Below are 20076 nucleotides of genomic sequence, written 5' to 3'. Positions count from 1 at the left end.
GCCCCCACCTCGTGCCCTGGTCGCGCGCGGCCTCCCCGTGCCCAGCCCGTGCCGGGATATGAAATAGGTTTCTGGTATGTCTCTGTCCATCGCCCCCCACCCTGTCGAGGGAGCCGATGCAGGCGCGCACGCGTTCAGTGGCGGCACGCTTCGTCCGGCCTGGAAGCTCAACGCCCTGTCATTGGTCATCTGCACCGCGCTGCCCAGCCTTGCATCGGCGCAGGACGCCGCCCACCTGCAGGGCTTCAACACCACCTTTCTGCAGGGCGCGCAATCGGCGGTCGACCTGCAAATGCTGCTGTCGGCCAACAGCGTGCTGCCGGGCAACTACCGGGTAGACCTGTACAGCAACGAAGTGCTGGTAGGCCGGCGTGACATCGAATTCAACCGCCACCCACAGACTGGTCGGGTGGAACCCTGCCTGACCCTGGAACTGCTCGAGCAGCTGGGCATCGACATGGACAAGCTCAAGGCACTGGGGCGCCTGGATACCGCCCTGGCCTGCCACGACCTGGCCGCACTGATCGACCAGGCCAGCCTGAGCTACGACTCGGGTCACCTGCGCCTGTCCGCCAGCATCCCGCAGGTCGCCATGAAACGCGGCCTGCGCGGCTACGTCGACCCGCAACTGTGGGACGCAGGGGTGTCTGCTGCGTTCGTGAACTATCAGTTCAACACAAGCCGCAGCGCCGGCGATGCCGAGACCCGCATCGCCAACAACCTGAGCCTGCGCAACGGCATCAACCTCGGCAGCTGGCGCTTGCGCAACGAGTCGAACTTCAGCAGCGGCACCGGGCAGCCGGACACCTTCAAGAGCAACCGCAGCTATGTGCAGCACGACGTGACCGCGCTCAAAGGCCAGTTCAGCGCCGGTGACATTTTCAGCGACACCGACCTGTTCGACAGCGTGCGCTACCGCGGCCTGAAGCTGGCTTCGGACGAAGGCATGCGCGCCGACAGCGAGCGCGGCTACGCACCTGTGGTGCGTGGCGTGGCGCAGACCAGCGCCAGGGTCGAGATTCGCCAGAACAACTACGTGCTCTACACCGCCAACGTACCGCCCGGCCCGTTCGAGATCAGCGACATCTACCCCAGCGGCTCCAATGGCGACCTGGAAGTCACCATCATCGAGGCCGACGGCCGTCGGCGGGTCACCGTGCAGGCCTTCTCCAGCCTGCCGCTCATGGTCCGTGGCGGTCAGGTCAAGTACAGCCTGTCCGCTGGACGCTACAACAGCAACACGGAGGGCCTGGCCACGCCGCAGATGCTCAGTACGACGCTGGCTTACGGCCTGACCAACACCGTGACGGGCGTCTTTGGCCTGCAAGCCACCCAAGACTATAAGGCAATGGCCGTGGGCAGCGGCCTGAACACACTGCTGGGCGCCTTTTCGCTCGATGTCACCCACTCCTCGAGCAAGGCCCAGGGCCAGACCACCCAGGGCAACAGCTTGCGGGCGCTATACGCCAAGACATTCACCGGCACCGACACCAACTTTACCCTGGCCGCCTACCGCTATTCCACCGAGGGCTTCCGTACCCTCACCCAGCATGTCGAGGACCAAAGCGCCAGCGCGATCAAGCGCAGTGGCAACTCCAAGACCCGCACCGACCTGACCATCAACCAGAGCCTGGGCCGCAACCGCGCGTTCGGCAGCCTGTATCTGACCGCCACCGACCAGCGCTACTGGAACCGCGGCGGTTCGCAGAGCCTGACCGCCGGATACAGCAACAACTGGGGCGAGATCTCCTACAACCTGGACGTCAGCCGCACCAAGGAGCTGGGGAACTCAGGCCCATCGGGGCAAGATACCCAGCTCAACCTGTCGGTATCGTTCCCACTCGGCAGCCGCGCCCGCGCACCGCGGGCGTTCGTCACCACCAGCACACAGAAGGGCAACGACACCACCCAGGCCGGCATCAACGGCTACCTGTCGGAGACCAGCGACACCTTCTACTCGATCCAGGGCGGCCACAGCCGCACCAGCGGCAGCTCGGCATCGGCCAACCTGAACACCCGCACTTCGGTGGCCGACATCAGCCTGGGCTATAGCCAGGGGCGCGGCTACGACTCGCAGAACCTGAACATTGCCGGCGCCGTGGTTGCCCACCAGGGCGGCATCAACCTCGGCCAGTCGCTCAGTGAGACCTTCGCCCTGGCCGAAGTGCCGGGTGTGAAGGGCGCAAAGATCAGCAGCTATAGCGGTGTGGAGACCGGGCGCAATGGCTATGCGGTGATCCCCAGCGCCCAGCCCTATCGCGTCAACTGGATCAGCCTGGACACCAGTGACCTGGGGGGCGACATCGAAATCGACAACGCCACCCAGCAGTTGGTGCCTCGCCGCGGTGCCGTGGTGCTTGCCCGCTATACCGGCAAGAGCGGGCGTCGGGTGCAGTTCGAGCTGTTCGACGAGCGCGGTCAACTGATACCGTTCGGGGCCTCGGTCGAGGACGCTGCGGGCCAGCAACTGGCAATTTCCGACCCGAGCGGCAAGGCATTGTTACTCCTGGAACAGGACCAGGGCAGCCTGACCATCAAGTGGGGTGAGCGCCAGTGTTCGGCACCTTACACCCTTCCGGAACGGGACAAGGCAGTTAACTATGAACGTCAGCGCCTGGCTTGCCGGCCGTGACACCCGCTCTTGTCTGCAGAGAATACTCATAAGCGCCCGGTAGCTTTGGTATGATCAAACGCGACTCTGCAAGAAGGCAGCGCAACAAGGATTCCGATGCTGATGAAAAAGGCCGCACCATGTCCTTGATTTCCCGCATGGCCACTCCATTTTTAGCGAATACCCACGCTTGATGCGAAAACTCCTGGCAAGCGCTCTGGCGCTGGTGATGATCGCCGCCCTCTGCGGCTATGGCTTCTGGACCCAACAGCGCCCGGAAGGCCACTACCTGTCCGACCTGCGCATCGAACTGGCGCTTAACCATGGCGTCCCGGGCGAGCACGGCAACCTGCTCGGTGTCGAACCACTGCTGTACCCGGGCGACTATCAGAACTTGCAACGCCTGCACCGCAAGCTCGCAGCCTATCTGGAGCAAGCCCGCGCCCAAGGCCTGGTTAACCCGCGCACGGTGGTGGTGCTGCCGGAACACATCGGTACCTGGCTGTGGGCGCGCGGAGAGAAGAACGAGCTGTATCAAGTCACCCAGAGCCACGAAGCCCAACAATGGCTGGAACTGAGCAACCCGCTGCGCTATGGCCTCGCGGTTCTTGGCGCTGACGGCGACGACTGGCGCGCCGATGCGCACTTGCGCATGAAGGCCGAGCAGATGGCCGCAGACTACCAGCAGCTGTTCGGCGGCCTGGCCAAGGAATTTGGCGTCACCTTGGTGGCCGGTTCGATCGTGCTGCCCGAACCTTATGTAAAACAAGGCGTACTGCATACCGGCCGTGGCCCGCTGTTCAACAGCAGTGTGGTGTTTGCCGGTGACGGCTCGCTACTGGGGCAGCCCCAGCGCCAGCAATATCCCGACAGTGAAATGCGCCGTTTCGTCCATCACGGCCGCCAGCACCCGCTGCAGGTCGTGCAGACCCCGGCCGGGCGCCTGGGGATACTGGTGGGCAGTGACAGCTGGTACCCGGAAAACCACCAGCAACTGACTGAACAAGCCGTACAACTGATCGCCAACCCAGCGTTTCTCAGTGGCAAGGGCAGCTGGCAAGCACCCTGGCGGGGAAATCGCCATCAGGATGCCAGCGCCGGGCTGGCCTTGCAGCGCGGCGAAGTCAGTGAACAGACGGCCTGGCAACGCCTGACCGAAGTGGCTGGAGCCGGCATCAGCAGCATGAGCGTGTTCATGCGCGGGCAGTTCTGGGAACAGGGCAGCGATGGCCAGGGCTTTGCTCACCAGTCGGGAGCGTTGCTCGCCGCCCCACCCAGCCCGGGTGCCCGCCTGCTGAATGTGTGGCTGTAAGCCCATGGCCCGCCCCCGCGTGCGCCTGGGCGAGCTGTCGGTGGGTTTTGTCCAGCCTTTGAGCGAAGCCCTGCGCGAACTGGGCCACGACCCTGAACCTTTGCTGCGCCGCTACGGCCTGGATGCGACACGCCTGAGCGAGGCCGGCGCACGCCTGTCCATCCCCCGCTACATGCACCTGGGCCACGCCGCTATCGAAATGAGCGGTGAGGCCGCTTTAGGTCTGCGCATAGGGCGCCTGAGCCGGTTGGCACATACAGGTCTGGCCGGGGTCACTGCGGCCCAGGCGCCCACTCTCGGCGAGGCCGCGCGCACCCTGCTGCGTTTCGAGCCGCTTTACGCGGCCAACTACCGTGGCCATTCCAGCTTTCAGGAAGATGACCAGGGCGCCTGGCTGCGTTTCTACTCCATCAGCCCATATAACGACTACAACCGCTTTGTGGTCGACTCACTGCTGGCCGGGTGGCTGGCCCAGTTGGCCGACCTTGCCGGCACCCCGGTGCAGGCCGAACGCCTGGAGATCGAGTTTGCCGCGCCCTCCTATGCCGCGCGCTATCAACCGCTTTGCAGCACGCCTGTGCAGTTCGCCGCCGACGGCAATCAGCTGCGTCTGAGCCGCGCCACCTTGCAACTGGCCAATCCAGGGCATTGCCCAAGTACCTGGCAGCACCTGCTGCAACTGTGCGAGGCAGAGCTGCTGCAGCGCACGCGGGTGCGCAGCCTGGGTGAGCGCATTACTCACCTGCTGGGCCCGCTGCTCAATGGCGGCCGTGAACCGGACCTGGAGGAAGTGGCGCTGCACTTGCAACTGCCAAGCTGGACCTTGCGCCGCAAGCTCGCCGAAGAAGGCACGCGTTTTCGCGACTTGCTCAACGAAACACGGCGCGACCTGGCCGAGACCTACATCCGTGATACGGAACTGGCCTTTGGCGAGATTGCCTATCTGTTGGGGTTTGCTTCAGCCGAGGCCTTCCAGCGCGCATTCAAGCGCTGGACGGGCCTCACGCCGGGGGCGTTCCGCCGCAGCCAGCGGCAGCCGGGCTAGAGCTCGGTGGCGTCGTCGGCCGGTTCCGGGGTGTCCAGTTCGTAAGCCTGGGTTTCGAGAAGTTCTTCCTGGTATTCATCCATTGCCCTGCGTCCTCTTTGCTCATTTTGCCTTTTTAGGTATCGCCTTCAGCCTAAGCAGGTGGGATGAAGGGATGATGACAAGCTTATGAGTGGTAAACGTAGCAGGTGTTCAGAAAGTTATCGCGGGGCGTCTGTAACAGGGGATGTTTACAGCCTGAACCGGCCCTTTCGCGAGCTTGCGCGCGAAAGGGCCGGTTCAGGCGACCCATCAAAGGGAGGGGGCGGCGGCCTCGGCCGGCTGGGCATCCTGCTGCACCTGTATGGGTGCAGCTTCGGCCGGCGGGGCCACAGGCTGCGAACCCTGGCTGTCATCCACCACCGGCGCCGCTGCCGCCTCGCTGGCCGGGACTACCCCCGCAGGCGCAGGCGTCGCCTCAACCAACGGTGCAGTTGCCGGGGCCGGCGCCACCGGGTTTGCCGCCGCTTGCTCCGGAAGCCCAAGGTCAGCCGCCGGTTTTTCAACCTTCGGCGCTGGCGCTTCGACCTTGGCCTTGCTCACTTTTTTCGGCTTGGGCAGGTAGCTTTCCACCAAGGCGAAATAACGGTCATAGAACTGCGCCGCAGTCACTGTCTCACTGGCTACCTTGACCATCGAGTCGTCACTGGAGCCGATCGGCATCGACACCGAACCCAGCACCCCTACGCCCAGGCTGGCGGAGGTGTTGGACTTTTTCAGCGCATAGCGGTCCTGCAGGGCATTGGCGAACATGGTCGAGCGCTGATCGTCGCTCACGTCCGGCGCACAGGTGACATTGAAGCTGATCTGCAGGTGGTTCTCGCTGTTTTGCTGAAAGCTCTTGTTACCCACTACCTGGTTGGCGCCGCTGCTGGTGATGATGTATCCCTGACTAAGCAAAGCACGCCGGGCGGCCTCGCAAGAGCCGGCATCGCTCACCGGAAAGCTGCGCGAGAAGGTACCCGAGTCATCGAAGTTCTCGTGCTCGTAGACGGCCGCTTTTTTCGAGGAACAACCGGTCACGCCCGCCAGCACCAGGGCCAGCCCGAGCGCACCAAAGACGGAAGATCTGGTCATTGCGAATTCCGGGTATGTCGGGAAAGTGCCTATTGTGCAACACAGCAGGCAGGCACAGGAACCGCTGGTCGGTGAAGAATCTGTCAGGTTGGTGTAAATCTGGGTAAAGGCAGGCACTTGCCAGGCGCACCAACGAAAAAAGCGACCCGAAGGTCGCTTTAACGTTGCCTCAAGGCGTTCATGGGGCCTTGAAGCGAAGATGGCGCAGCGGACGGGACTCGAACCCGCGACCCCCGGCGTGACAGGCCGGTATTCTAACCGACTGAACTACCGCTGCGTATCATTCAGGCTTGCGCCCGATTGAAACCTGGGTCTACCCTTCCGGCGCGATGGCCTCAGGGCAGGCACAAAAAAAGCGATAACGCGATCGCTTCTCTTGTGTTTGCTTCAAGGTGTTCTAGGGACCTTGAAACGAAGATGGCGCAGCGGACGGGACTCGAACCCGCGACCCCCGGCGTGACAGGCCGGTATTCTAACCGACTGAACTACCGCTGCGTATCGTTCAGGCTTTCGCCCGATTGAAACTGGGATCAGCCCAAGGCATGTGCCTTGTGGCTTCAGACCGGTGCCAGGCACCCATCTGTTACTGAAAAATGGCGCAGCGGACGGGACTCGAACCCGCGACCCCCGGCGTGACAGGCCGGTATTCTAACCGACTGAACTACCGCTGCGCAGTGCGTTCCTCTCTGGCTACCGGCTTCTTGCGAACCCGATGCTCCAGGAACATCTCAGGAAGTGGTGGGTGATGACGGGATCGAACCGCCGACCCTCTGCTTGTAAGGCAGATGCTCTCCCGGCTGAGCTAATCACCCTCGCGATGTTGCTTGTTGCGTTTGCTTCGCTGAGGCCGCGAAATTTACGCAGGTGGCGAAGCTAAGTCAATAGCCCCATTGAATTTTTTTCAAAAAGGCAACGTGAGGTTATTGCCTGTGCCGGCCTCTTCGCAGGTAAACCCGCTCCTACAGTCGGACATTAACCGTTGTAGGAGCGGGTTTACCCGCGAAGAGGCCGGCGCAGTTTAAACAAGGTACTCAGCTATAGATCATCTTGCGGGTCATGCCGCCATCGACCACAAACTCCTGGCCGGTGACAAATGCCGCCTGGCGTGACAGCAACCAGGCAACCATGGCCGCGACATCTTCCACGGTCCCTACCCTGCCCGTTGGATGCTGGGCATGGTCAGCTTCGGTCAACGGCTCGGCACGGCGCTGCGACGGATCACGGGCATCGATCCAGCCCGGACTCACCGCATTGACGCGAATCTCCGGGCCCAGGCTCATGGCCAGGGCATGGGTCAAAGCCACTAGGCCGCCCTTGCTTGCCGCGTAAGCCTCGGTGTCGGGTTCGGACTGCCGAGCCCGGGTAGAGGTCAGGTTGACGATCGCCCCATTGTGCGCACGCAGGTACGGCGCACAATGCTTGGCCAGCAGCATGGGCCCGCTGAGGTTGACCGCCAGCACCCGATTCCATTGGGCCAGGCTCAGGCTTTCCAGCGTCTGGTTGTGCGGGTTGGCAATGGCCGCATTGCACACCAGCGCGTCCAGCCGGCCGAACTGCCCGAGCACTTCGGACACGCCGGCACTGACCTGGGCCTCGTCGGCAACGTCCATGGTGATGAACCAGGCGTTGTCGCCCAACGCCTTGGCCACTTTGGTACCACGCTGGCGGTCCAGATCACTCAGCACCACTTGCCAGCCTTCGCAGATCAGCCATGCGGCAATGCCAAGACCGATGCCGCGGGCGGCGCCCGTGACCAAGGCTACCCGGCCATTGTGGCCCGGGGTGCTGCCGCTGATTTCGATCACAATGCCGCCAGCCCGCGCGCCAGGTCAGCCTGCAGGTCGGCCACGTCTTCCAGGCCCACGGCAACGCGGATCAGGCTGTCGCGGATACCCGCCGCTTCACGCTCCTGCGGCGACAGGCGACCGTGTGAGGTGGTCGCCGGATGCGCGATGGTGGTTTTGCTGTCACCCAGGTTGGTCGTGATGGAAATCACACGGGTAGCGTCGATGAAGCGCCACGCGCCCTCTTTGCCACCCTTGACCTCGAAGCTGACCACTGCACCAAAACCGCTCATCTGGCGCTTGGCCAGTTCGTGCTGCGGGTGGCTGGGCAGGCCGGCGTAATGCACCTTTTCCACGCCGTCCTGCTGCTCCAGCCATTCGGCCAGGGCCTGAGCGCTCTCGCAGTGTGCACGCATACGCAGGCGCAGCGTTTCCAGGCCCTTGGTGAAGATCCAGGCGTTGAACGGGCTGAGGGTTGGACCTGCGGTTCGCAGGAAACCCACCACGTCTTTCATTTGCTCGGCACGGCCGGCAACCACACCGCCCATGCAGCGGCCCTGGCCGTCGATGAACTTGGTGGCCGAGTGGAACACAATGTCGGCACCCAGCTTCAGCGGCTGCTGCAACGCCGGGGTACTGAAACAGTTGTCCACCACCAGCATGGCACCCTGAGCATGGGCGATTTCGCTGAGCGCAGTGATATCGACCAACTCGGCCAGCGGGTTGGAGGGCGATTCGACGATCAGCAGCTTGGTGTTGGCCTTGATGGCCTTTTCCCAACCGGTGAGGTCGACCAGTGGCACGTAGTCCACCTGTAGGCCAAAGCGCTTGAAGTACTTCTCGAACAGGCTGATGGTGGAGCCGAATACGCTCTGCGACACCAGCACATGGTCACCGGCACTGCACAGCGACATGACCACGGCCAGGATCGCCGCCATGCCGGTGGACGTCCCCACGGCCTGTTCGGCACCTTCCATGGCCGCCAGGCGCTCCTCGAAGGCACGCACCGATGGGTTGGTGTAGCGCGAATAGACGTTGCCCGGCGTTTCGCCGGCAAAGCGCGCAGCAGCATCGGCTGCCGTGCGGAACACATAGCTGGAAGTCAGGAACAGCGCTTCGCTGTGCTCGCCTTCCGGGGTACGGTTTTGACCAGCGCGAACCGCCAGGGTGTCGAAACCGACACCCTCGAGGTCACTGTCCAGTCGCCCGGCATCCCATTGATCCGTCATGCCGTCGCTCCCAAAATCAGTTGTTGTAAAGGTCGATGATCGCGCTGACGGCCTGGTTCTTGACCTTGGCCAGGTCATTACGGGCCTGCTCGATGCGGTCGAGGTAGGCTTCGTCGATATCGCCAGTGACGTATTCACCGTTGAACACCGCGCAATCGAACTGCTCGATCTTGATCTTGCCGCCGCCGACCGAATCGATCAGGTCTGGCAGGTCCTGATAGACCAGCCAATCGGCGCCAATCAACTCACCCACCTGTTCGGTGGTGCGGTTGTGGGCGATCAGTTCGTGAACACTCGGCATGTCGATGCCGTAGACGTTGGGGTAGCGTACTGCAGGGGCCGCGGAGCAGAAGTAGACATTCTTGGCGCCGGCTTCGCGGGCCATCTGGATGATCTGCTTGCAGGTGGTGCCGCGCACGATCGAGTCGTCCACCAGCATCACATTTTTGCCGCGGAACTCCAGCTCGATGGCGTTGAGCTTCTGACGCACCGACTTCTTGCGCGCGGCCTGACCGGGCATGATGAAGGTACGGCCGATGTAACGGTTCTTGACAAAACCTTCGCGGAACTTGACGCCCAGCCGGTTGGCCAGTTCCAGCGCGGCAGTGCGACTGGTATCCGGGATCGGGATGACCACGTCGATATCATGATCGGGGCGCTCGCGCATGATCTTGTCGGCCAGCTTTTCACCCATGCGCAGACGCGCCTTGTACACCGAGACCCCATCGATGATCGAGTCCGGGCGCGCCAGGTAGACGTGCTCGAAGATGCACGGCTGCAACTTTGGCGATTCGGCGCACTGCTTGGTGAACAACTGGCCTTCTTCGGTGATGTACACCGCTTCGCCCGGTGCCAGGTCGCGGATCAGGGTGAAGCCGAGCACGTCCAGGGCGACGCTTTCCGACGCGATCATGTATTCCACACCTTCGTCGGTGTGACGCTGACCGAACACCACCGGGCGAATGCCATGGGGGTCGCGGAAGCCTACGATGCCGTAGCCGGTGATCATGGCCACGACGGCGTAACCGCCAACGCAGCGGCTGTGCACATGGGAGACCGCAGCGAACACGTCTTCTTCGGTCGGCTGCAACTTGCCGCGCACCGCCAGTTCATGGGCGAACACGTTCAGCAGCACTTCCGAGTCGGAGTTGGTGTTGACGTGGCGCAGATCGGACTCGTAGATCTCCTTGGCCAACTGCTCGACGTTGGTCAGGTTGCCGTTGTGAGCCAGGGTGATGCCGTAAGGCGAGTTGACGTAGAACGGCTGGGCCTCGGCCGAGGTCGAGCTGCCCGCAGTGGGGTAGCGCACGTGGCCGATGCCGATGTTGCCTACCAGGCGCTGCATGTGGCGCTGCTGGAACACGTCGCGCACCAGGCCATTATCCTTGCGCAGGAACAACCGGCCGTCATGGCTGGTCACGATACCGGCAGCGTCCTGGCCGCGGTGCTGGAGGACCGTAAGCGCGTCATACAGCGCCTGATTGACGTTCGACTTACCGACGATACCGACGATGCCACACATGCGACGCAACCCCTACTTTGATGAAACTTGAGTGAATAGCGCTCAGGGCTTGGACGGCCCGAGCAACTGTTCCTTGAACGGAAGATCAGCCGGAGTGCTGATCAGCCCACTGGGCGTCCATTGGCCGGTGAAACCCAGAATCAGGTTTTTCGACCAGTCGGCGACCAAGAGAAATTGTGGTATCAGGCGTGATTCCTGCCACCAGGTGTCTTGTTGAACCGGCCCCAGGCTGATCAGGCCTATGGCCACCACTACCAGCAAGGCCCCGCGCGCAGCACCGAAGGCCATGCCCAGGAAACGATCGGTGCCGGACAGCCCGGTCACGCGGATCAGCTCACCGACAAGGAAGTTGACCATGGCCCCCACCAGCAAGGTGGCGACGAAAAGAATGGCGCAGCCAGCGATGACGCGCATCGATGGCGTCTGGATATAGCTCTCAAGATACACCGAGAGCGAACCGCCGAACATCCAGGCAACCGCACCGGCAATGATCCAGATGAGCAAGGACAAGGCCTCCTTGACGAAGCCGCGCTTGAGACTGATCAGTGTGGAGACGGCGATGATCGCGATGATCGCCCAATCAACCAAGGTAAATGCCACGGTGCTGCCTGCAGACGTTTGAGGCGGCGCATTTTACCAGAGCGGCGGGCCGGGAGTAAGCGGAATGTCAGCTGGATTGGTGTTGGGCCATTGGCAGGCAAACCCGCCCCAACAGGTTCTGGCTGAGCCTGCAGCGGCGCAGTACCTGCAGGAACGGGCTCACCCGCGAATGGGCGGCATGGCCGCCCCGGGGAATCAGCTGCGCTCAGGCTGGAAGCGCACCACAAAGCCCTTGAGGCTGTTCTGACGGTTGATGGCGTCACGCACGCGCTCGGCCTCGGCGCGCTCGATCAACGGCCCCACGTACACGCGGTTCATGCCACCCGCCGTACGGATATAGGCGTTGTAACCCTGGCTACGCAGGGTTTGCTGCAGCTTTTCGGCTCCGGCGCGGTTGGACAGACTGGCCAGTTGGATCGACCAACTGACGGGCAGGCCATTGGCGTCGATCTTCGATGGCGCGGCGGGCGCGGGCGTTGCAGCGGCTTTGGCCTCCACCTTGGGCGCGGGCGCCTGCGGCTTGGGTGGCTGAACCTGCGCCTGGGTCTGTGGCGACGGGGTGATTGGCTGGCTGGGTGTACTCGCCGGCGCAGTGGCCTCGTCGATCACCAACGGCGCCGGCTGCGCCTCCTGCGCAGTAAACTGTGGCTCCGGCACGGCAACCGGCTCCACCTTCACTTCCGGCAGGCTGGGCATGGCCGGTGCCTGCGGGGCTTCGACGTGCACCTGGCGCATCTCGTCCTGGCGGGTAAACAGCATCGGCAGGAAGATAACCGCCAGCGCCACCAGCACCAGCGCACCCACCATGCGCTGTTTCATCCCTTTATCCAGCACAGCCATCTATTCCACCCTCCTGGGCATGCCGCTCCAGCCATTCCAGCGCCTGTGCGACACAGAAAAACGAACCGAACAGCAGGATCTGATCATCCGCCGTCGCCTGCGCACATTGCCCTTCAAGGGCGGCGTCGACGCTGGCATAAGACTTCACCGCGGCACCGAGGTTCGCCAAGGACGTGGCGAGTTCGGCAGCCGGGCGACTGCGCGGGGTATCCAGCGGCGCCACCGCCCAGTCGTCGATGAGGCCCTGCAGCGGCGCGATAACGCCCTCCAGATCCTTGTCGGCGAGCAGGCCAAACACCGCGAGGCGGCGCCCCTTCAGCGGCCGGGCCGCCAGGCGCCTGGCCAGGTACTGCGCCGCATGCGGGTTATGCCCGACATCCAGCAGCAACGCTACCGGCTTACCCTGCCAGTTCAACAGACGGAGGTCGAGACGCCCAGTGATACGGGTATCCAGCAACGCCTGGCGAACTTGCACCGCGTCCCACGGCAGCCCCATCAGCAGGTAAGCCTGCAAGGCCAGCGTGGCGTTTTCCATGGGCAGGTCCAGCAAAGGCAGGTCACGCAGCTCGACCTGCGCACCATCGGCGGCAGTACCACGCCAGCTCCAGCAGCCTTCGGCGCTGGTCAGGTCGAATTCCCGACCACGCAGGAACAGTGGCGCGGCCAGTTCGGCGGCCTTGTCCAACAACGGCCCGGGCGGATCCAGATCACCGCACAGGGCCGGCTTGCCCGGGCGGAAGATGCCAGCCTTCTCGAAGGCCACCAGCTCGCGGGTATCACCCAGGTAATCAACATGGTCGACACCGATGCTGGTCACCAGGGCGAAGTCGGCATCCACTACGTTGACGGTATCCAGGCGGCCACCCAGGCCCACCTCCAGCACCACCGCATCCAGCTGCGACTGGTAGAACAACCAGAACGCGGCCAACGTCCCCATCTCGAAGTAGGTCAGGGAAGTATCGCCCCGCGCCGCCTCGACGGCGGCGAAGGCTTCGCACAGGCGCTCATCGCTGGCCTCTTGGCCATCGATCACCACCCGCTCGTTGTAACGTAGCAGGTGCGGCGAACTGTACACTCCGACCTTGAGCCCCTGGGCACGCAGCAACGACGCCACGAAGGCGCAGGTCGAACCCTTGCCGTTGGTGCCGGTTACTGTCACCACGCGCGGCGCCAGCTTGCCCAGCGCCAAGCGGGCAAGCACCTTCTGCGACCGCTCCAGGCCCATGTCGATGGCCGAGGGGTGCAACTGCTCGAGGTAGGCGAGCCATTCGCCCAGGGATCGTTGTTTCATCACGCGACGGCAGCCGCCTCACGCGCTTCTTCCGGCGTTTGCTGACCGGTCATCTGCGCCAGCAGGCGGGCCAGACGCGGACGCAATTCGCCACGGGAGATGATCAGGTCGATGGCACCGTGCTCCAGCAGGAACTCACTGCGCTGGAAGCCTTCGGGCAGCTTCTCGCGTACGGTCTGCTCGATCACGCGTGGGCCGGCGAAACCGATCAGGGCCTTCGGCTCACCGACGATGACGTCGCCGAGCATGGCCAGGCTGGCGGAAACACCGCCATACACCGGGTCGGTCAGGACCGAGATGAACGGGATGCCTTCTTCGCGCAGGCGCGCCAGCACGGCAGAGGTCTTGGCCATCTGCATCAGCGAGATCAGCGCTTCCTGCATGCGCGCCCCCCCCGAAGCGGAGAAGCAAACCATTGGGCAGCGGTTTTCCAGGGCATAGTTGGCCGCGCGGACGAAGCGCTCGCCGACGATGGCACCCATGGAGCCGCCCATGAACGAGAACTCGAAGGCGCTAACCACGATCGGCATGCCCATCAGGGTGCCGCTCATGGAGATCAGCGCGTCTTTTTCGCCAGTCTGCTTCTGCGCAGCGGTCAGGCGGTCCTTGTACTTCTTGCCATCACGGAACTTCAGGCGGTCGACCGGTTCCAGGTCAGCGCCCAGTTCGGCCCGGCCTTCGGCGTCAAGGAAGATGTCGATGCGCGCACGTGCGCCGATGCGCATGTGGTGATTGCACTTGGGGCAGACATCCAGGGTCTTTTCCAGCTCCGGACGATACAGCACGGCCTCGCAGGACGGGCACTTGTGCCACAGGCCCTCAGGCACCGAGCTCTTTTTCACCTCGGAACGCATGATCGAAGGGATCAGTTTGTCGACTAACCAGTTGCTCATGCTTTCTTTCTCCAGTATTGGCAGGCGGGGGACGGCGTCACCGGCCCTACCCTGCCCTTGAGCTCAAAATCTTTTATGAAACGATGGTGGACCGGCCGCCGGGGCTTCCAGCGCGCCACTCCACCGCTAATGTGTTGTTTGCCACCACAGGTGCTGGCAGCGGCCCGCAGGGCTGCGAAAGCTATGGACGATGGCGCGCAGCCAGCCGTCACATCTGCCATCAAGCCTGTTTCACCGCACGCATGAAGGCCTCGATCTTCGCCGCGTCCTTGATGCCCTTGGCCTGTTCGACGCCACCACTGACATCCACCGCATAAGGCTTTACCCGGGCAATGGCCTGGCCAACGTTATCGGCCGACAGCCCACCCGCGAGGATGATCGGCTTGCCAAGACGCGCCGGTACCAATGACCAGTCGAACGCCTCGCCGGTTCCACCTGGCACGCCTGGCACATAGGTGTCCAGCAAAATGCCGCGGGCACCCGCGTAAAGCTGACAGGCCGCCTCCAGGTCATCGCCAGGGCGCACACGCAGGGCCTTGATCCAAGGGCGGTGGTAGCCTTCACAGTCCTGCGGGGTTTCATCGCCGTGAAACTGTAGCAGGTCCAGCGGAACCACTTCGAGGATCTCGTTCAGCTCACAGCGCGAGGCATTGACGAACAGCCCGACCGTGGTCACGAACGGCGGCAGCTCGGCAATGATCGCCCGCGCCTGGCGCACGTCCACCGCCCGCGGGCTCTTGGCATAGAAGACGAAGCCGATGGCATCGGCCCCCGCTTCGGCAGCGGCCAGTGCGTCTTCGATGCGGGTAATCCCGCAGATCTTGCTGCGAACATTGCTCATGGAACAAGAACCCTGATTGTTGCGGCGAAAGGGCGGATGTTAGCAAATGGCTTTTCGCTCGTCAGTCTGCCAACGCCTCGTAACCACTCAAAAAGTGTGGGCCGATGTAACGCTTGGGCAACGCAAACGCTTCGGGATACTCCACCTGCACCAGGTAAAGCCCGTATGGATGGGCCGTTACCCCACCTTCACGGCGGTTGCGCCCTTCCAGCACCTCGCGTGCCCAGGCAACCGGACGCTCGCCGGCGCCGATGGCCATCAGCACACCGGCAATGTTACGCACCATGTGGTGCAGGAAGGCGGTGGCACGCACGTCCAGCACGATCATCTGACCATGGCGGGTAACACGCAGGTGGTAGATGTGCTTGATCGGTGACTTGGCCTGACACTGGCTGGCACGGAAGGCGCTGAAGTCGTGGGTACCCAGCAGGAACTGCGCCGCCTCGGCCATGCGATCGACGTCCAGCGGACGGTGGTTCCAGGTCACTTCTTCGGCCAGGTGCGCCGGGCGAATCGGGTCGTTGTAGATGACGTAGCGGTAGCGCCGGGCGCAGGCCTTGAAGCGGGCATGAAAGTCGGCCGGCATTGGCCGCGACCAGACCACACTGATGTCGTGCGGCAGGTTGAAGTTGGTGCCCATGGTCCAGGCGCGCTCGTCACGCACGGCACGGGTATCGAAGTGCACGACCTGCCCGCAGCCGTGAACGCCGGCGTCGGTACGCCCGGCGCAGACCACCGAAATCGGCTCGTTGGCGACCTTGGACAGCGCTTGCTCCAGGGCTTGCTGGACACTCGGCACGCCGCTGGCCTGACGTTGCCAGCCGCGGTAGCGCGCGCCTTTGTATTCCACGCCCAGGGCGATGCGGGAGTAGCCTTCGGCCGCGGATTCGGCGGTAGCGGTGTCGATGATGTCCAAGAGCATGAAACCTGTGGGGTGTACGGAATGGCGGGGATTATAACGACAACGGCAGCCTTGTAGGGCTGCCGGTGGTTGCGCACTGCATGTGCGGGCCTCTTCGCGGGCGCGGTCAGCCCGCCAAGAGGCCTGACCTGCTTGCATCAGACCAGCCGGGAGAGCATGTCCTCGGCTTCCTGACGCTGGCTGTCGTCGCCATCCTTGACCACTTCATCGAGGATGTCGCGCGCGCCCTGGCTGTCACCCATGTCGATATAGGCACGGGCCAGGTCGAGCTTGGTGGCGACTTCGTCACTGCCGGAGAAGAAGTCGAAGTCCAGGTCGTCCAAAGGCTCGGGCTCGGGCTGCGCCACCGCGTCTTCGCTGGTGAAGTGCGGCTCCAGCGATGGCGTTTCGAGGCTCTGCGACAGCTTGTCCAGCTCGGCGTTGACGTCATTGAGCTCCGAGGCAAAGCTCTTGGCGGCCGGCGAATCGTCTTCCAGCGACAGGGACAAGTCGAAGTCCGATGGCAGGTCGAACTCGGAGACCGGGTCAAACTCCGGCTCGCTGTCGAAGGCAGCCAGTTCGGACGCCACATCCAGTGGATCTTGCTCCAGCACCTCCGGGGCAGCCGGGGCAACCGGCTCGCTGACGTCGAGGTCGAAATCAGACAGGTCCACGGCAGGCTGAGGCTCGGCCTGAGCCAGCATGGCCTCGAAATCAGCGTCGGCGTCGGCTTGCAGCTCGGCATCCACGGCAAAGGGCTGTTCCTCTGGCTGAGCTTCTTCCTGTACGGGCTCATCCAGCACAGGCTCAGCGATTACCAGCTCGTCGGGTACGCCCCCCTGTGCCATCGGCTCTTCCAGCACGGACGCGGCCAGCGGGTCTTGATCGGCCAGGTCTTCACCCAGGCTCAGGTCGAAGGCGCTGTCCAGATCCTGCGCGGCCAGGTCCGTTGCATCGAGCGTTGGCACTTCACCGAAGGCGTCCAGCTCAGCGTCAGGCTCTGCTTGCGCGACAGCCTCTGGCTCAGCCTGCTCCTGCGCCTCGAACCCGGACAACTCGTCAGGCACCACGTCGGCAACCACCGGCGCTTCGGGCTCATCGTGCAGCAGCTCTTGCACGTACTGCTCATCCATTTCAGCAGCCAGCGCCGCCGCACCCAGGCCGGCAGCAGCCAGGCCGAGCATGGCGGGGTAACGCTCTTTCAGGCCGGCGACTTGGGCAACGTTCTGCTCGCTGGCCGGCAACTGACGCTCCTGTTCAGCGAACGCGCTCTGGTCACCCTGACGGGCGTACACGTCCATCAGCTTCAGGCGCAGGTCGTCACGCTCCGGCGCGGCGGCCACGGCGGGCTCCAGCAGCTCGGTAGCACGATTGAGGCGGCCTTCGGCCAGGCATTGGTCAACTTGCGCCAGCAGCGCGGCGTGCGGGTCTGCTTGCGGTTCAGGCTCGGGGTCTGCCTCAGCGACCGGTTCTGCCACTTTTTCCGCAGCGACGGCAGCTGCAGCCGAAGCGGCAACCACCGCCGGCGACAGGGTTACGCCAGGCTCCCGGGCTTCGACGCCGTCGAAGCTCTCGGTATCGCTGTCGAAACCTGCGCCCTGCTCTTCTTCCAGCGCCCGCGCCATGCGCAGGTGCTTCTCGGCTTCTTGCTGGGCTTTGCGCTTGCGCGCCAGCAGCCACAGCAGCAGTGCCAGCACCAGAATGCTGGAACCGGCAATCACCCCCAAAAGCCACGGGTTGCCCAGGACCGAATCGAGCGCACCCTTCGGCTGGCTGGCGGATGCTGGCTGGGCGTCCGGCACAGGCTTGGGTGCGGTATCGGCAGCAGCAGGCGCCGGATTGACCACGGGCTGCTCCGGAGTAGCGGCAGCCGCTGCCGATGCGTCTGCGCCCTGGCCTTCCAGGCGTGCCAACTGGTTGTTCTTCAGCTCGATCAGGCGCTGCAGCTTGTCCAGCTGACTCTGCAGGTCGGCCATGCGGCTTTTCAGTTCTTCGTTGTCGCGACGGCTGGTGTCCAAGCTTTCCTGGGCCATGGCCAGCTCGTCATTCAACGCCTTGGCCTGGCCTGCACCTGCCTGCTTGCCCGGGCTGACCAGGCGCAGGTTGTCGCCTTGGGCGATACGCGACGGTGCAGCTTCGGCGGCGCCACGGCGGGTGGCATCCAGCTGGCGGGCACGTGGCCCCAGGCGACGGCCTTCACGCCAGGCCGCATACTGCTCGGCCACCTCGCGGTTCGCTTCGCCCTGGGCGATGCTCTGGATCTGCTGCTGGTCGGGCAGGCGCAGTACCTGGCCAACCTTCAGCTGGTTGATGTTGTTGCCGATGAAGGCGTCCGGGTTCAATGCCTGGATCGCGATCATGGTCTGCTGGATCGACCCACCCTGGGTGTTACGCGCAGCAATCTGCCACAAGGTGTCGCGACGCTGGGTGGTGTAGTTGCTGGCACCGGTCATGGCCGGTGTGACATTGCCTGCCGCCGGCTTGTCGCCCTGCGCCTTGGCCTGGTCGAGCAGCACACTATAGTCACGCAGCAGACGGCCCTGCGGCCACATCACCTGCACCAGGAACTTGACCACCGGACCTGGCAGCGGCTGACTGGACGTCACGCGCAGCACACTTTTGCCGTTGGGGTTGATCACCGGTGTGAAGGTCAGGTCTTCGAGGTAGGTCGGAAACGCCACCCCGGCCTTGCTGAACTCTTCCGGTGGCGCCAGGCTCGGCGCCACTTCGGTGGCTTTGAGGTCGCGCACGTCGAGCAATTCGATCTCGGCGTCCAACGGCTGATTCTGTGCCGACTTCAGGGTCAGCTCCCCCAGGCCCAGCGCATTCGCCATGCCAGACGACAGCGCGGATGCTGCAGCCATGGCCAGAACCAGTTTGCGAATTCGAAGCATGACCTCTTCCCTTGTATGAATCGTCCCGAAACCTGCATGCAGAGCAGGACAAAAGTGCTCGCCAGTATCTTTTACGGCATGTGTTTAATCAACAATTGCGCCACTTGCACGGCATTGAGCGCGGCGCCTTTGCGCACGTTGTCAGTGGTTAGCCAGAGGTTGAGTTGCTGGTCTTCATCAACACCGTGACGTACACGTCCAACATAGACCACGTCTTGGCCCACTGCGTCACCTACCGGGGTCGGATAATCATCGTTTTCCACCCGTTCGATGCTGTCGGCTGCCTCCAGGGCCTGGTTGACCGCTGCCAGGTCTACCGGGCGACGGCTTTGCACGGCCACACTGAAGCTATCGCCGAAAAACACCGGGACTTGAACACAGCTCACGGAAATCTTCAGGTCAGGCAGGCCCAGCAGCACGCGCAGTTCGCTGACCAGGCGGCGCTCCAGCGCGGTATGGCCCTGCTCGTCGGCAGCACCGACCTGGGCCAGCAGGTTGAATGCCACCTGGCGGTCGAAGAAGCGCGGCTCCAGCGGGCGGGCATTGAGCAGTTCGGCGGTTTGCCGGGCGAGCTCGCTGACCGCTTCACGGCCTTGCGCAGACACCGCCAATGCGGCCATCACTTGCACCCGCTCGATGTCCAGCAGGCCTTTGAGCGGCGCCAGCGCGACGGCCAGGGCTACTGCGGCCGAGCATGGGCTGACAATGCGCGCTGGCAACGACAGGCTGGCCAGGCGTTCGGCGTTGGCTTCCGGCACCAGGGCCAGGGCGTCGTCCAGGCCGCCGGACAGGTCGATGACCGTGCAGCCCGCCTGCAGCGCCTTGCCGGCAAAGCTGCGGCTGACGGCGGCGCCGGTGGCGAAGAAGGCCAGTTTGACCTGGGCGAAGTCGAAGCTGTCGACTTCGCGCACCTTCAGTTTCTTGCCAGCGAACATCACGCTGCTGCCCGCCGATTCCATGCTGGCCAGCAGGTGCAGGGTGGCAACCGGGAATGCCAGTTCCTCGAGGATCTGCACCAAGGCTTCACCGACGCTGCCGGTGGCGCCGACGACGGCGATATCCAAAGGGTGTGTCATGGAAGGGATCCTTTTGCTGTAAACGGCGGGGGCGGCACTTTACTCGGATTGTAGGGTTTTGTCTGTGCCTCCCCCAGCGTTGCCTATTGCTGTTGCTGTTGCTGTTGCTGTTGCTGTTGCT

General features: G+C 63.6%; 16 protein-coding genes and 4 tRNA genes. 4 read left to right on the top strand and 16 right to left on the bottom strand.

Features of this window, described 5'->3' with window-relative positions; translation table 11 throughout:
• Nucleotides 1–76 precede the first annotated feature (76 nt).
• The 4 genes from ACF8Q6_RS03630 to ACF8Q6_RS03615 are packed head-to-tail and all read left to right on the top strand — an operon-like array spanning nt 77 to nt 4968.
• Nucleotides 77–2632: a fimbria/pilus outer membrane usher protein gene (locus ACF8Q6_RS03630; RefSeq protein ID WP_392490584.1), complete on the top strand. Its 2556-nt coding sequence runs from the start codon at nt 77–79 to the stop codon at nt 2630–2632.
• Between the two features lie 50 nt (nt 2633–2682).
• Nucleotides 2683–2805, top strand: coding sequence for a hypothetical protein (locus ACF8Q6_RS03625; protein ID WP_257645153.1), 123 nt, complete (start codon nt 2683–2685; stop codon nt 2803–2805).
• Nucleotides 2805–3923: a nitrilase-related carbon-nitrogen hydrolase gene (locus ACF8Q6_RS03620; protein ID WP_392490588.1), complete on the top strand. Its 1119-nt coding sequence runs from the start codon at nt 2805–2807 to the stop codon at nt 3921–3923. The genes ACF8Q6_RS03625 and ACF8Q6_RS03620 overlap by 1 nt, the downstream gene beginning before the upstream one ends.
• Before the next feature lie 4 nt (nt 3924–3927).
• On the top strand, nt 3928–4968 hold the full coding sequence (locus ACF8Q6_RS03615) for an AraC family transcriptional regulator (protein ID WP_392490585.1): 1041 nt from the start codon (nt 3928–3930) through the stop codon (nt 4966–4968).
• Between the two features lie 291 nt (nt 4969–5259).
• On the opposite strand, the gene ACF8Q6_RS03610 is transcribed toward ACF8Q6_RS03615, so the two are convergent.
• From ACF8Q6_RS03610 to ACF8Q6_RS03535, 16 genes are all read right to left on the bottom strand, one after another.
• Nucleotides 5260–6084, bottom strand: a complete 825-nt coding sequence (locus ACF8Q6_RS03610; RefSeq protein ID WP_392489597.1) for a DUF2242 domain-containing protein — start codon at nt 6082–6084, stop codon at nt 5260–5262.
• A 200-nt stretch (nt 6085–6284) separates the two neighbouring features.
• Nucleotides 6285–6361, bottom strand: a tRNA-Asp gene (locus ACF8Q6_RS03605).
• Nucleotides 6362–6502: 141 nt separating this feature from the next.
• Nucleotides 6503–6579 (bottom strand) — tRNA-Asp (locus ACF8Q6_RS03600).
• 99 nt (nt 6580–6678) lie between these two features.
• Nucleotides 6679–6755, bottom strand: a tRNA-Asp gene (locus tag ACF8Q6_RS03595).
• Between the two features lie 65 nt (nt 6756–6820).
• Nucleotides 6821–6896 (bottom strand) — tRNA-Val (locus ACF8Q6_RS03590).
• A 219-nt stretch (nt 6897–7115) separates the two neighbouring features.
• The gene (locus tag ACF8Q6_RS03585; RefSeq protein WP_392490518.1) at nt 7116–7889 is read right to left on the bottom strand and encodes an SDR family oxidoreductase; all 774 of its coding nucleotides are present in this window, start codon (nt 7887–7889) and stop codon (nt 7116–7118) included.
• Nucleotides 7886–9097, bottom strand: a complete 1212-nt coding sequence (locus ACF8Q6_RS03580) for an O-succinylhomoserine sulfhydrylase (protein ID WP_392490519.1) — start codon at nt 9095–9097, stop codon at nt 7886–7888. Before ACF8Q6_RS03580 ends, ACF8Q6_RS03585 begins: the two co-directional genes overlap by 4 nt.
• A gap of 16 nt (nt 9098–9113) precedes the next feature.
• A complete protein-coding gene (purF, locus tag ACF8Q6_RS03575) occupies nt 9114–10619 on the bottom strand; it encodes an amidophosphoribosyltransferase (protein ID WP_003247207.1) in 1506 nt (501 codons plus the stop codon).
• A 42-nt stretch (nt 10620–10661) separates the two neighbouring features.
• Complete coding sequence (locus tag ACF8Q6_RS03570; protein ID WP_003247206.1) at nt 10662–11219, bottom strand: CvpA family protein; 558 nt, start codon at nt 11217–11219, stop codon at nt 10662–10664.
• Nucleotides 11220–11414: 195 nt separating this feature from the next.
• A complete protein-coding gene (locus ACF8Q6_RS03565) occupies nt 11415–12059 on the bottom strand; it encodes an SPOR domain-containing protein (RefSeq protein WP_392490520.1) in 645 nt (214 codons plus the stop codon).
• Nucleotides 12043–13350: a bifunctional tetrahydrofolate synthase/dihydrofolate synthase gene (gene folC / locus ACF8Q6_RS03560; RefSeq protein ID WP_392490521.1), complete on the bottom strand. Its 1308-nt coding sequence runs from the start codon at nt 13348–13350 to the stop codon at nt 12043–12045. The genes ACF8Q6_RS03565 and folC overlap by 17 nt, the downstream gene beginning before the upstream one ends.
• Nucleotides 13350–14243, bottom strand: a complete 894-nt coding sequence (gene accD / locus ACF8Q6_RS03555; RefSeq protein WP_004574892.1) for an acetyl-CoA carboxylase, carboxyltransferase subunit beta — start codon at nt 14241–14243, stop codon at nt 13350–13352. The genes folC and accD overlap by 1 nt, the downstream gene beginning before the upstream one ends.
• A 220-nt stretch (nt 14244–14463) precedes the next feature.
• A complete protein-coding gene (locus ACF8Q6_RS03550; protein WP_014859296.1) occupies nt 14464–15084 on the bottom strand; it encodes a phosphoribosylanthranilate isomerase in 621 nt (206 codons plus the stop codon).
• Nucleotides 15085–15145: 61 nt separating this feature from the next.
• On the bottom strand, nt 15146–16006 hold the full coding sequence (gene truA / locus ACF8Q6_RS03545; RefSeq protein WP_033726402.1) for a tRNA pseudouridine(38-40) synthase TruA: 861 nt from the start codon (nt 16004–16006) through the stop codon (nt 15146–15148).
• 137 nt (nt 16007–16143) lie between these two features.
• Nucleotides 16144–18879, bottom strand: a complete 2736-nt coding sequence (locus ACF8Q6_RS03540; RefSeq protein ID WP_392490522.1) for a FimV/HubP family polar landmark protein — start codon at nt 18877–18879, stop codon at nt 16144–16146.
• A 71-nt stretch (nt 18880–18950) separates the two neighbouring features.
• Nucleotides 18951–19955, bottom strand: a complete 1005-nt coding sequence (locus ACF8Q6_RS03535) for an aspartate-semialdehyde dehydrogenase (protein WP_014754044.1) — start codon at nt 19953–19955, stop codon at nt 18951–18953.
• Between the last annotated feature and the right edge of the window lie 121 nt (nt 19956–20076).

The organism is Pseudomonas sp. GLN_2 (genome assembly GCF_043106005.1).
Classification (GTDB): Bacteria; Pseudomonadota; Gammaproteobacteria; order Pseudomonadales; family Pseudomonadaceae; genus Aquipseudomonas; species Aquipseudomonas alloputida.
The sequence above is the reverse complement of the archived record's forward strand: the minus strand, read 5'-3'. Positions and strand labels throughout refer to the sequence as shown.